This window comes from Bacteroidales bacterium (genome assembly GCA_021648725.1).
GTDB lineage: Bacteria > Bacteroidota > Bacteroidia > Bacteroidales > JAADGE01 > JAADGE01.
This window is the reverse complement of sequence record JAKISF010000021.1, coordinates 24,818-38,310: the sequence shown is the minus strand read 5'-3', so window position 1 is coordinate 38,310 and position 13,493 is coordinate 24,818. Positions and strand designations below refer to the sequence as shown.

Sequence of the window (13,493 nt, the reverse complement as noted above, 5' to 3'; positions counted from 1 at the left end):
AATTTTGAGGGAGTTTTTTTAAAAACTTTATGCAGCTAATATTTAGTCTGCCAAACTGTGAATAATAAGTCCGCTTCTGAGTTTTGGCTCAAACCAAGTAACTTTCGGCGGCATAATCATATCATTATCAGCAATATCCATGAGTTGCTCCATCGAAACAGGAAACAATGCAAATGCAACTTTCATTTCACCTGAGTCAACTCTTTTCTTTAATTCTCCTAAACCTCTGATTCCTCCGACAAATTCAATTCGTTCAGAACGACGAAGGTCTTTTATATTAAGGTGCGGTGCAAGAACTTGCTCTGTTAAAATGGTAACATCTAAAACTCCCACAGGGTCACTCTCATTAAAAGTTCCCGGTTTTGCAGTTAATTTGTACCAGTTATTATCAAGATACATTGAAAATTCATGAAGTTTTGTCGGTTTGTATTCTTCACTTCCGACTTTTTCAATTTCAAAACTTGCTTTTAATTTTTCAATAAACTCATCATTGCTTAATCCGTTAAGGTCTTTTACAACACGGTTGTAATCAATAATTGTTAATTGACTTGCAGGAAAATTTACAGATAAAAAGAAGTTATATTCTTCATTTCCTGTATGATTCGGATTTTGCTCTCTTCTTTCTTTTCCAACCAGTGCAGCTGCTGCAGTTCTGTGATGCCCGTCAGCAACATAAATGTATTCAACCTCTTCGGCAAAAGTTTTTTCAATTTTTGCAACTGTTTCAGTATCATTTACAACCCACATTTGATGTCTTATGTTGTCTTCCGTTGTGAAATCATATTCAGGTGTATCTTTTGTTTTTCCGGCAACTATTGTATCAATTTTTGCATTGTCTTTATACGCAAAGAAAACCGGACCAGCATTAATATTTGCAGTTCTTACATGATTCATCCTGTCTTCTTCCTTGTCTGGACGAGTTAATTCATGCTTTTTTATAATGTTATTTTCATAATCTTCAACAGCAGCACCCGCAACAAGTCCGTATTGTGTTCTTCCGAACATTGTTTGTGCATATATATAATATGCAGGTTTATCATCTTGCATTAAAGCATTTGTAAATAACTTTTCGAAATTGCTTTTTGCCTTTTCATAAATTTGTGTTGAGTGAATATCAACATCTTCGGGCAAATCAATTTCAGGTTTTATAACGTGATAAAATGAATACGGATTTCCTTTCGCTTCTTTTTTTGCTTCTTGCGAATTAAGTACATCATAAGGTCTTGATGCCACTTTTTCTGCCAATTCAGGCTTAGGTCTTATTCCTTTGAACGGTTTTAATATTGACATATTTAATTTTTTTTATTATTTATTAACTTGAAAAGTAGTATCTCCGTTTTCAAAAAAGTTAATGATTTGTTTTGCAGATGCAGCAGCAGCATTTAAATTTGCTTCAACTGTTTGTGCTCCCATTTTTTTTGGAGTAAAGAAAACTTGACTTTCAAATTTGCTCTCAAACTCGTCTTTTTTATCTGGTGCAATATCCGAAATATATGAAAAATCATTTCTTTCAGACATTAATTTTAACATATCATCTTCGTGTATAACTTCTTTTCTTGCCGTATTTACAAGTGTTGCATTTTTAGGCATTTTAGAAAGTAATTCGTAGTCAACAGATTCTTTCGTGTCTTCATTTGCAGGAATATGTAATGAAATATATTGACAATTTGAATATAGTTCTTCTGCTGAATCATAGGCTTTTATACCGTCTTTTTCAATATCCTCCTTTTTAACAAATGCATCAAAAGCTGAAATATTCATACCGAAACCTTTTGCAATTTTTGCAACTCTTTTTCCTACATTTCCGTATGCATGAATGCCCAGTGTTTTTCCCGATAATTCTGTTCCTGATTGTCCGTTGTATTTACCTCTTGCCATTAATACCATCATTCCTGCTGCAAGTTCTGCAACGGCATTTGAATTTTGCCCGGGAGTATTCATAACTACAATTCCTTTTTTTATTGCCGCATCTAAATCTATATTGTTATAACCTGCACCGGCTCTGATGATTATTTTTAATCTGTCAGTTGCTTCAATGACTTCTTTTGTTGCCTTGTCGCTTCTGATAATTAGTGCATCAGTATTTTTAGCCGCTTTAATTAAGTCATCTTTGCTTTCATATTTTTCTAACAATTCAAATTCATATCCTGCATCTTCTGCTGCTTCTTTTATAAGTTCAACTGCTGCCGGTGCAAAGGGCTTTTCTGTTGCTACTGTTATTTTCATAATCTTTATTTTATATCGGTTAATGATTTGCTTCAAATTCTTTCATAACATCAATTAAAGCATTAACGCTTTCAATTGATAAAGCATTATAAACAGATGCTCTGAAACCGCCTACGGAACGATGTCCTTTAATGCCTGTCATTCCTCTTGAAGCAGCAAATTCTGCAAATTCAGCTTCAAGACTTTTATATTCATCATTCATTACAAAACAAATGTTCATTATTGAACGATCTTCTTTTGCAACAGTTCCTTTAAATAATTTATTTCTTTCTATTTCATTGTAAAGTGCATCTGCTTTTTCTGTATTTCTTTTATTCATGCCTTCAACTCCGCCGTTTGCTTTAACCCACTTCATCGTTTGAAGTGCCGTAAAAATAGGAATTACAGGAGGAGTATTAAACATAGAATTTTTATCAATATGGGTTTGATAATTTAACATTGTAGGGATTTTGTGTTCAACTTTTCCCAAAATATCATTTTTAATTATAACAAAAGCCACACCTGAAGGAGCAAGATTTTTTTGAGCTCCTCCGTATATAATTGCATATTTTGAAATATTAATTTTTCTGCTGAAAATATCAGAAGACATGTCTGCAACTAAAGGAACATTAACGTTCAAATCTTCATGCAGTTCAGTTCCGTAAATTGTATTATTTGTTGTAATGTGAAGATAATCAATATCATCAGGAACATTATATCCTTTAGGAATCGAAAAGAAATCATCTCCTTTAATTTCAATAACTTCACCGAACATTTTTGCTTCTTTGACAGCTTTTGTTGCCCAAGTTCCGGTATTAATATACATTGCTTTCTTTCTCATTAAATTGAAAGGAATCATTGCAAATTGTAAACTTGCACCCCCACCCAAAAATAATACTGAATATCCTTCCGGAATATCTAACAGTTCTTTGAATAAAGCAACTGCATCATTCATAACCGCATCAAATTCTTTTGAACGGTGAGAAACCGATGCTAAAGTAAGACCTGTGCCATCAAAGTTTTGTAAAGCTTTTATTGTTTCATCAATTGCTTCTTGCGGCAATATTGAAGGTCCTGCATAAAAATTATGTTTTTTCATCTTATTATGTTATTAAATATGATAGTTATAAAATCAATTTTTGCAAATTTGCAATAAAATAATAAAAAACGGAACTGTTTTTGAATGATTTTTAACAGTTTTATAAAAAAACATTTTCAAACGTATAAATTTATTGATTATGAGGAAAATACTACTTTTAACATTGTTACTAATTTTCGGTATTTTAAATTCTTTTTCCCAAAGTGAGATTATTTTTGACAGGACAGAAACGCAATCTTTTCTGATTAGATACGGACAAGGTGAAAACACATATAAAAATCAAATTTTCACTAAATTAGCTAATAGTTATAACAAACCTCGGAATGCCGTAAGTTTTACCTTCTCATATAAATTGTCAAGGCAAGTTTTAAGAACCGGAAATCAACTTGAATTCATAGTAAATATGTCAGATATCAGATTGTCAGGAGATAATTTGTATCGAGAATTTGATATAAGCAATGCTTTGGTTCCGAGTAAAATGTCTTTTAAAATGCAATGGTTGAACGGTCGCAATATTATTAATACTTATACTTTTAATGATGTTTCGATTTCTGACAGTTATATTTCTTTAGTTAATATGACAGTAACAGAAGCCGAACAAAGTGTAAACATCAGTATTAATTTGATTGATAAAGTTTTTAAGTATTCGTATGATAATATGCAACTGTTTAATAATACCGTAGATTTAGTTGACAATTATTATGATGAAAATATTGTTGCACGAAATAAAATCAGAAAGTTAAACGGAATGAATATAAGTGAAGACTATTTAAGTCATTTGCAAGATTTGAATCAATTATTTACTTTAAGGGATGAAGCAAATACTTATATTGAATATACCGTAAATGTAAAGCAAAAGAATTTTTACAAAAACTTACCGATTGATACTTACGACCCGAGCGGAATAAAAAATAAATTAATTGCAATTGAGGATAAGGCAGAAACATTAAGAGATATTTGTAATGATATAATTGATAATTTCGACAGGATTTATTATGAAAGAGGAATTGAAATGTTGTCGCAACGTAAACCTGACAGAGCAGATTATTTTTTTAATAAATCATTAGAAATAAATCCGAATTTTGCTCCTTCTCATTATCAATTGGCTCGTTTATACTACAACAGCGGCTATGTTGATAAAGCAGTAGATAAGGTTTTTGAAATCAGAAGTATGAATCCTGATACGGAAACAAAATTACAGACTGTAGAACTTGCAAAAGGTATTTACAGTGATTTTCTTTTAGATGCCGGAGAATTAAATAATGACAGAAGATATAACGATGCAATTGCAATATTAAACAGAGCAGCAGAAATATGCAGAGAATTTCCCGAAGTACATTGCAGGCAAAATATGGATATTGAATTTTCAAGAGCTATAAACGGAAAATATCAAGCAATTTTAAATGAAATTGATGTTAATTTAAGAAATAATAATTACAAAGAAGCAGAAAGAATAATAGGAGTTGCACTAGATTTTGCTCAAAATAACAGAACATTTATTTCTGATAATTCTGCCGTAGCCGATAAAATTTCAAATTTATATTTCAAATATGTTGAAAACGGAAATAAATACAACTATCAATCAAAATTTTCAAAAGCAATTAACGAATTTGACAATGCTGCTCGTGTTTGTAACGGTTACAGAGAAATAAATTGTACAAATGAATTAGAAAAGGGGTACTTCAGAGCCAGAACCGGTATGTATAATTCTTTTATAAAACAAGCCGAAAATGTGTTTCGTTCAGGAAATAATTCGGAAGCCGAAAGGTACATTGACAAAGCAATTTCATTCAGGAAAAAATATAATTTAAAACAAAATGCAAAAGAAGACCGATTGTTTTTAGATATTAAGCAGTCTGTTTATGCAACTTTAATTGATGACGGAAGAAAATTCTCAAATGCAGGAAATTATAAAACAGCATTAAATAAATTTGACGAAGCTGATAATTTAGAAAAAAGTTTCGGCTTACGTTCAAATCCTAAATTAAGAACATACATTACCGATGCTGCAAAAAAAATGGTGCTTCAAACTGTTGATGCCGGAAAAAATAAAGTTAGAGTTAATAATTTAACAAAAGCTCGTAAATTATATAATAAAGCAAAAAGCTTGGTTGCAAAATATAATTTAGGAAATAATACTATTGTTAAAAGAGAATTATCTGATTTAAAAGGACAAATTTTTGCTCAAGAATGTATTAACGCACAACAAGCATATGATGTTTACGCAAATGAAGTTCAAAATTTAATTTCAGCAAAAAAATATATTGAAGCAGATAATAAGATTAATCAAGCATTTTCTCACTCAGACAGTTATGCACAGTGCGAAATTGACACACGAGAGTTAAGAGATAAAAAAGATTATATTTCAGTTGCCGTTAATTATTTGAAAAAGATTATTGCGGTTAATGATTATTTAAAAAGAAGAAATTATAAATCGGCAATTGAGAATTATATTGCTGCTGAAAATTATCATAAAGTTCAAGTTATCAGCAAATATGGCATAGCACATAAGCCGTTATTTGAATTTATTCAAGCAAGTTATACCGACTTTATAATTTATTCGGTAGGTTTTTATAATCATAATAAAGAGTATAACAAAGCATTAGATTTGTTGAGAGAACTAAGCAGAAGAAAAGTTAAAAGCAAATATACGAAAGATATGCAAACAATTCTCGGAACTGACATGGCAACAAATGATTTCGGAGAAAATTCGAGAGGAAACCTAAATTCTAATATTGCAAGTTATATTGCCGGAGATAAGTTTTTTAAATACTTTAAAAAAGCATATAAAAAACAATGGAAAAGATTGGATTAGGTTTATACATACGTTGCCAGCCATAAAAAAATAAAAATATCAAAAAGTTCCCAGAATGAGAATTTTGTATTTCCTTTGTCCATATAATAAAATAAGAAATGGAAAGAATATTTGCCAAAAGCACATTGAGGGAATATTGGGAAAATCATTCTGACACAGAACAATATTTAAAGACATGGTATGATACAGCAATGAGTTCGGACTGGAAAACACCCAATGACATAAAACAAACTTATGCAAAAGCAAGTATTTTAAAGGACAGCAGGATTTTTTTTAATATAAAAGGGAATTCATATAGACTGGTAGTAAAATTGAATTTTGAAAAACAATGGATTTTTATCCGGTTTATAGGAACACATCTAGAATATGATAAAATTGACGCAAACACAATTTAAAAGAAATATTATGAAAATAAAACCGATAAAAACTAAATCAGATTATCAAAAGGCTTTAAAAAGACTTGAAGTAATATTTGATGCAGCAATTGGCTCACAGGAAAGTGACGAAGCTGACATTCTGGGGTTATTGATTGATGACTTTGAAAAGAAACATTATCCAATTGAAGCACCTGACCCAATTGAAGCAATTAAGATTCGTATGGAAGAAATGCAACTTAAACAAGTTGATTTGGTAACTGAGATTGGCGGGAAAAGTCGAGTTTCCGAAATATTGAATCGCAAGCGTAAATTGACTGTTGAAATGATTCGTAATTTGACAACAAGGTTAAATCTTTCAGCAGGACTATTAATCCATGATTATCAACTTGCTGTATAGAAGATACGGTTGGCAACAAAAGCTAAACCCAATAAGGGTAACTTTCTGTAATTTAGCTGTTTGTATTAAGTAAACATCGCAAAATATTTGATTTTGCTTTTAAAATGATTATTATTGTAAAATCAAAAATTTGGCTATTCGCTTAAAGTAAAGTTCTAAGTTTTAAAACCTTACTGGGCTTAGCCAAACGTTAGGGGCAATCCCCCTACCGAAAAATTCCGTTGAATATTTTAGCTGACAAAGGGATAAAAAAGAAAATTAAGTGAACTAATAAGAAAAATTAAAAAAACATAAACAGATGATAATCATCAACTAATTTTGACGTTAGTCAGAAGCTAAAAGAACGAACATAGAATGATAAATTTGCCACAAAAAAATATTGAAATGAAACGCCAACGCACCGTTAATAATGAGAATTGAAATATGAAGAATGAAGCTCATGCAAGAATAAAGATTAATAAACTGCTTGAAGAAGCAGGCTGGCGATTCTTTGACAATGAGCAAGGGAAAGCAAATATATTGCTTGAGAATCATGTAAAGATTACTCAAACGGAAGTTGATGCTTGGGGAAATGATTTTGAAAAAGTAAAATCAGGTTCATTAGATTTTTTACTGGTTGACAGCAACAACAAACCGATTTGTGTTCTTGAAGCAAAGAGAGAAGATTTACATCCTTTGGCAGCAAAAGAGCAAGCAAGAAAATATGCAAAAACCGTAAATGCTCAATTTATCATTTTATCAAACGGAATTGTTCACTATTTATGGGATTTGGAAAAAGGAAATCCAAAACCAATTTATAAATTTCCTTCGCCAAACGAAATTGGAGCAATAAAAGAATGGAATCCTGACAGAGAGGCATTAGCAAACGAAATTGTTGATGATGATTATATTGTTACCGTTCAAATGCCCGATTACAAAGAAAGACCGGCTTGGAACGGTTCTATTGAAAACAGCAAAGATTTTATTTGGGATAACGGACTTCGTTTTTTACGCCATTATCAAAAAACTGCAATTCATAAATTACAAGAAGCAGTTACAAATGGCAAAGACAGATTTTTATACGAAATGGCAACAGGAACAGGAAAAACCCTGACTTCTGCTGCGGTAATTCGTCTCTTTCTGCGAACTGAAAATGCAAGACGAGTTTTGTTTTTGGTTGACCGTTTGGAATTGGAAGACCAGGCATGGAAAGCTTTTACAAATTATCTGAAACCTGATTACACTACATTTATTTACAAAGAACATAAAAGCGATTGGAGAAAAGCGGACATTGTTGTTACAACTGTTCAATCTTTGACATTCGACAATAAATATCTTTATCTGTTTTCGCCTACCGATTTTGATTTGATAATTTCAGACGAATCTCACAGGTCAATTTCAGGAAATTCAAGAGCAGTTTTTGAATATTTTCATGGTTATAAATTAGGTTTAACAGCCACACCAAAAGACTATTTGAAAAATGTTGACATCAACAAAGTAAAAGAGAATGACCCAAGAGAAATAGAACGCAGAATGTTGCGTGATACTTATGCAACTTTTGGTTGTGAAGGTGGCGACCCGACTTATCGTTATTCGTTGATTGACGGAGTAAAAGACGGATTTTTAATTAATCCGAAAGTTCTTGATGCAAGAACGGAAATAACTACTCAACTTTTATCTGATGAAGGTTATGCGGTTGCTATTCCAAAAGAAGAAGGTGAAGAGACCGAAACTTTTGTTTCCCGTGATTTTGAAAAGAAATTTTTCTCAGAAAAAACAAACCGTGTTTTCTGTAAAACATTTTTAGAAAATGCCTTGCACGACCCGATTACAAACGAAATTGGTAAAACTTTGTTTTTTGCAGTTAGTCAAAATCATGCGAGAAAATTAACCGAAATATTAAACGAGTTTGCAGAAGAACTTTATCCGGGCAAATACAAATCTGATTTTGCAGTGCAAGTAACATCGCAAATTGATAATGCTCAACAAATGACTATCAATTTCACCAACAATAATCTGAACGGTAAAACAAATTGGTTAGAGGGTTACAAATCGAGTAAAACAAGAATTTGCGTTACAGTAGGTATGATGACAACAGGTTACGATTGCCCCGATTTATTAAATCTTTGCATGGCAAGACCTATTTTCAGTCCTGCCGATTTTGTTCAGATAAAAGGCAGAGGAACAAGAAAACACACTTTTGAATTTAAGCACAAAAACGAATTGGGCGAAGATGAAATAATTCAACACGAAAAAGAGTATTTCAAACTCTTTGATTTCTTTGCCAACTGCGAATATTTTGAAGAAAAATTTGATTATGACGAGAAATTAAAACTTCCTAAACCAAGAACCAAAGGCGGTGAAGGTGGTGGTGGCGGTGTTGATATTGACAAATACACAAGTTTACGCCCCGACCCATTGGTAATGGTCAAAGAACAAGCAATCGGTTATGAAGGAATGAGAATCGACCGTGAACTGTTCAAAAAGTTTGAAGACCGCATTGTTATGGACGACATTATTAAAAAGAATGTTGAACTTGGCAATTGGGAGCATGTAATTAGTCATATTCAAAGCGAAATATTTGATAAACCCGAAGAATATTTCAATTTAGAAAAACTGCGTAAAGCAGCTAAAATTGACAGAAAAGTTTCAATTCGTGAAGTGGTAGAAAAGATTTTTGGTATTATTCCGAAATTCAAATCAAAAGACGAATTATTGGAAGAAGAATTTGACAAATTCATTTCCATTTATCCGCCTGATGAAGATGTAAATGTAAGAGCATTAAAATACTTTTTCAAAGCTTATGTTGTTGACCAAGATATACGAGAGATTTTAAAAGCAAAAGATTTTCAAGCATTACAAACCAATGCAACTTTGCCGATTTCGGAATTTAAGAAAGTTGCACCAAAGTACAGAAAAAAAGTTCCCGAATATATTGAAGATTATATTAACTTAGAGCTGTTTGCAGCATAAAAATAGCCACTAATTCACGAATAAAATTAATAACCATTCGTGTATTCGTGGCAAGCAATAAAATAAAAAATAATAGATAAAGTTTTAGGAGAATAATAATAGCCGCAAATTCACGAATAAAATTAATAACCATTCGTGTATTCGTGGCAAGCAATAAAATAAAAAATAATAGATAAAGTTTTAGGAGAATAATAATAGCCGCGAATTCACGAATAAAAAGCAAAAACAAAATTAGTGCATTCGCGGCAAATAAAAGAGAAGTATTATGACAAGTATTATTTATAAAGAAGAAAGCTATCAGATAATAGGCAAATGTATGGATGTTTATAATAATTTAGGAGCGGGATTTTTGGAGATTGTTTATAAAGATGCTCTTGAATTGGAGTTTAAAAAAGCTGATATCCCATACGAAAGAGAAAAAAAATATGAAGTAAACTACAAAGGCGTTATTTTGCCGCACAAATTTTATGCTGATTTTGTGGTGTTCGACAAGATTATTTTAGAGATAAAAGGAGTTGCAGGCATAGCTGATGAATTTACAGCACAGGCATTAAACTACCTGAAAGTATCGGGCAATAAACTTGCTTTAATTGTAAATTTTGGAGAATTGAAATTAAATTATAAAAGAATTGTATTGTAATAGCCACTAATACACGAATAAAGAAGCAAAAACAAAATTCGTGCATTCGTGGCAAACATAACAGGATTGAAAGAGTTTTGGAAGAATAATAATAGCCACTAATTCACGAATAAAAAAGAAAAAAACAAAATTCGTGTATTCGTGGCAAACATAACAGGATTGAAAGAGTTTTGGAAGAATAATAATAGCCACTAATTCACGAATAAAAAAGAAAAAAACAAAATTCGTGTATTCGTGGCAATAAGAAAAAAACAAATTTATGTTAGATAATACAACCAAAAAGAGAATAGACGATTGCAGGGATATTCTCGTAGGGAAACTTCCCGACCCGAAATCGCAAATTGAACAGATTACCATAGCTTTGATTTATAAGTTTATGGACGATATGGATAAAGAATCCATTGAGTTAGGCGGAGAAGCAAAATTCTTTTCGGGAGATTATGCCAAATACAGTTGGAACAGTCTTTTTGATGCAAAAGTTACAGCAACCGAAATGCTAAAATTATATTCGGAATCCATTGAAAGCATGGAGAAAAACCCGAATATTCCACAGCTTTTCCGCAATATTTTTAAAAATGCTTATTTGCCTTATCGTGACCCCGAAACGCTGAAACTGTTTCTGAAAACCATAGGCGAATTTGAATATACCCACAGCGAAAAGTTAGGAGACGCTTTTGAATATTTACTTTCGGTAATGGGAAGCCAAGGCGATGCAGGACAATTTAGAACACCACGCCATATTATTGATTTTTTGGTAAAAGCCGTTGACCCGGGCAAAACGGATACCATTCTTGACCCGGCTTGCGGAACAGCAGGTTTTTTGATTTCTGCTTTTAAAAGAATTAAAGAAAAAAACAATAACCAGCTTACACCTGACGAACGTAAAAAACTGATTAAAAACTTTATCGGTTACGATATTTCGCCCGATATGGTGCGACTCAGTTTGGTAAATCTTTATCTGCACGGTTTTTCTGACCCACATATTTTTGAATATGATACCTTAACAAGCGAAGAGCGTTGGAACGAAAACTTTGATGTAGTTCTTGCCAATCCGCCGTTTATGAGTCCGAAAGGCGGAATACGACCGCATAAAAAGTTTACGGTTACTTCTAACCGTTCGGAAGTGCTGTTTGTAGATTATATTGCCGAGCATCTAAACCCAAACGGAAGAGCAGGTATAATTGTTCCCGAAGGAATTATTTTCCAAAGCGGAAAAGCCTACAAAGAGCTGCGTAAAATGTTGGTTGAAAATTATCTGTACGCAGTAGTAAGTTTGCCCGCAGGTGTTTTTAATCCTTATTCCGGTGTAAAAACTTCCATTCTGCTAATGGATAAAGCCATTGCCAAAAAGAGCAATAAAATCCTTTTTGTAAAAATTGAAAATGACGGTTACAACCTCGGAGCACAACGAAATGCAATTAAGGGCGGACAGCTTGGCGAAGCTATTGAACTGCTTGGGAAATATAAGGAAGCCACGAATACACGAACGGAAGACGAATTTATTCGTGAATTAGTGGCTAAATATAAAATAGCCCACGCCGTTGAAAAAGCAAAGATTGCCGAAAATGGGGAGTTTAATTTAAGTGGGGAGAGGTATAAAAACAATAAGTTAATTAGCCACTATTATAAGTTAATTGCATTGGGTGAAATTGTTGAAGTTAAAGGTGGCAAACGGTTACCAAAAGGTTGTAAATATTCTGAAAGTATAACTAAACATCCATATATAAGAGTTGCTGATTTTGGAAAGAAAACAATAAATCAGTCAAATTTGAAATATATTTCTGAATCAATTCATAAAGGAATTTCAAGATACACAATAAGTTCAGAAGATGTGTTTATCTCAATAGCAGGAACAATTGGTCTTACAGGAACAGTACCAAGCAACTTAGATGGAGCTAATTTAACTGAAAATGCTGCTAAACTTGTTATTCGCGACTACAGTGTTATATCAAATATATATTTATCTAATATTTTGAGTTCTGATAAAGTTCAAGAGCAAATAAAAAGTTTAACTCACGCTGTTGGTGTCCCCAAACTTGCATTATCCAGAATTAGAACTTTAAAAATCCCCCTACCGCCCTTATCCGTTCAAGAAGAGATAGTAGCCGAAATAGAGGGCTACCAAAAAATAATAGACGGTGCAAAAATGGTAGTGGAAAACTACAAACCCCAAATTGATATTGACCCCGATTGGGAAATGGTGGAGTTGGGGGAGATTTGTAAAGTGAAATCAGGAGGAACACCAAGCAGAAATGAATCAAAATACTGGAATGGTGATATTCCTTGGGTTAAAACAGGCGAAATTAATTATGAAATAATTGCAGATACAGATGAAAAAATCACAGAATTAGGATTGAAAAACTCATCAGCAAGTATTATTCCCAATGGAACTATTCTTATGGCAATGTATGGTCAAGGAATAACAAGAGGAAAAGTTGCAAAGTTAGGTATTGATGCGAGTCTAAATCAGGCATGTGCTGCATTAATAATTAAAACCGAAAGACTTTCTTCTGGGTACTTGTTTTCGATATTACAAAGCAGTTATGAAAAATTACGAGAAATTAGTGATTCAAGAGGAGGAAATCAAGGCAATCTATCTGCAACAGTAATTAAACAATTCAAAATCCCCCTTCCCCCACTCGAAACTCAAAAACAAATCGTAGCCAAAATTGAAAAAGAGCAGGAGTTGGTCAATTCAAGCAAACAATTGATTGAGATTTTTGAGCAAAAGATAAAAGATAGAATTGCAAAAGTTTGGGGAGAATAATATTAGCCACGAATTCACGAATACAAAGCAAAAAACATTCGTGTATTCGTGGCAACAAAACAAAAGATAAAAGATAAAATTGCAAAAGTTTGGGGAGAATAATAATAGCCACGAATTCACGAATAAAAAAGCAAAAAACAAAATTCGTGCATTCGTGGCAACAAAACAAAAGATAAAAGATAGAATTGCGAAAGTTTTGGGAGAATAATAATAGCCACTAATTCACGAATAAAAAACAAAG

At 32.4% G+C, this 13,493-nt stretch carries 9 protein-coding genes; 6 read left to right on the top strand and 3 right to left on the bottom strand.

Translation table 11 applies throughout. The features are described 5' to 3' along the window. Window positions 1-42 precede the first annotated feature (42 nt). Genes L3J35_08950 through serC form a run of 3 tightly spaced genes read right to left on the bottom strand, consistent with a single transcriptional unit; the run spans window position 43 to window position 3,304 of the window. Entirely contained in the window at window positions 43-1,290 is a 1,248-nt protein-coding gene (locus L3J35_08950) for a DUF1015 family protein (GenBank protein ID MCF6366316.1), read from the bottom strand. Between the two features lie 15 nt (window positions 1,291-1,305). Then, window positions 1,306-2,226, bottom strand: coding sequence for an NAD(P)-binding domain-containing protein (locus tag L3J35_08945; GenBank protein MCF6366315.1), 921 nt, complete (start codon window positions 2,224-2,226; stop codon window positions 1,306-1,308). 19 nt (window positions 2,227-2,245) lie between these two features. Next, entirely contained in the window at window positions 2,246-3,304 is a 1,059-nt protein-coding gene (serC, locus tag L3J35_08940) for a 3-phosphoserine/phosphohydroxythreonine transaminase (protein ID MCF6366314.1), read from the bottom strand. A gap of 139 nt (window positions 3,305-3,443) precedes the next feature. Here serC and L3J35_08935 point away from each other — a divergent pair, with 139 nt between their 5' ends. The 6 genes from L3J35_08935 (at window position 3,444) to L3J35_08910 (ending at window position 13,252) form a co-directional block, all read left to right on the top strand. Further along, window positions 3,444-6,119: a tetratricopeptide repeat protein gene (locus tag L3J35_08935; GenBank protein MCF6366313.1), complete on the top strand. Its 2,676-nt coding sequence runs from the start codon at window positions 3,444-3,446 to the stop codon at window positions 6,117-6,119. A 98-nt stretch (window positions 6,120-6,217) separates the two neighbouring features. Continuing rightward, on the top strand, window positions 6,218-6,514 hold the full coding sequence (locus L3J35_08930; GenBank protein ID MCF6366312.1) for a type II toxin-antitoxin system HigB family toxin: 297 nt from the start codon (window positions 6,218-6,220) through the stop codon (window positions 6,512-6,514). A gap of 10 nt (window positions 6,515-6,524) precedes the next feature. Then, window positions 6,525-6,893 (top strand): hypothetical protein, encoded by a 369-nt coding sequence (locus tag L3J35_08925; GenBank protein MCF6366311.1) that lies wholly within the window; start codon window positions 6,525-6,527, stop codon window positions 6,891-6,893. Window positions 6,894-7,316: 423 nt separating this feature from the next. Next, entirely contained in the window at window positions 7,317-9,845 is a 2,529-nt protein-coding gene (locus L3J35_08920) for a DEAD/DEAH box helicase family protein (protein ID MCF6366310.1), read from the top strand. A 265-nt stretch (window positions 9,846-10,110) separates the two neighbouring features. Further along, entirely contained in the window at window positions 10,111-10,485 is a 375-nt protein-coding gene (locus L3J35_08915) for a GxxExxY protein (GenBank protein MCF6366309.1), read from the top strand. Between the two features lie 259 nt (window positions 10,486-10,744). Next, window positions 10,745-13,252: an N-6 DNA methylase gene (locus L3J35_08910; protein MCF6366308.1), complete on the top strand. Its 2,508-nt coding sequence runs from the start codon at window positions 10,745-10,747 to the stop codon at window positions 13,250-13,252. Window positions 13,253-13,493 lie beyond the last annotated feature (241 nt).

Bases quoted from the DNA above. Each gene is read 5' to 3' on its own strand.
- serC (MCF6366314.1), bottom strand. From the start codon at position 3,304: ATGAAAAAACATAATTTTTATGCAGGACCTTCAATATTGCCGCAAGAA.
- L3J35_08945 (MCF6366315.1), bottom strand. From the start codon at position 2,226: ATGAAAATAACAGTAGCAACAGAAAAGCCCTTTGCACCGGCAGCAGTT.
- L3J35_08920 (MCF6366310.1), top strand. From the start codon at position 7,317: ATGAAGAATGAAGCTCATGCAAGAATAAAGATTAATAAACTGCTTGAA.
- L3J35_08910 (MCF6366308.1), top strand. From the start codon at position 10,745: ATGTTAGATAATACAACCAAAAAGAGAATAGACGATTGCAGGGATATT.
- L3J35_08950 (MCF6366316.1), bottom strand. From the start codon at position 1,290: ATGTCAATATTAAAACCGTTCAAAGGAATAAGACCTAAGCCTGAATTG.
- L3J35_08925 (MCF6366311.1), top strand. From the start codon at position 6,525: ATGAAAATAAAACCGATAAAAACTAAATCAGATTATCAAAAGGCTTTA.
- L3J35_08935 (MCF6366313.1), top strand. From the start codon at position 3,444: ATGAGGAAAATACTACTTTTAACATTGTTACTAATTTTCGGTATTTTA.
- L3J35_08915 (MCF6366309.1), top strand. From the start codon at position 10,111: ATGACAAGTATTATTTATAAAGAAGAAAGCTATCAGATAATAGGCAAA.
- L3J35_08930 (MCF6366312.1), top strand. From the start codon at position 6,218: ATGGAAAGAATATTTGCCAAAAGCACATTGAGGGAATATTGGGAAAAT.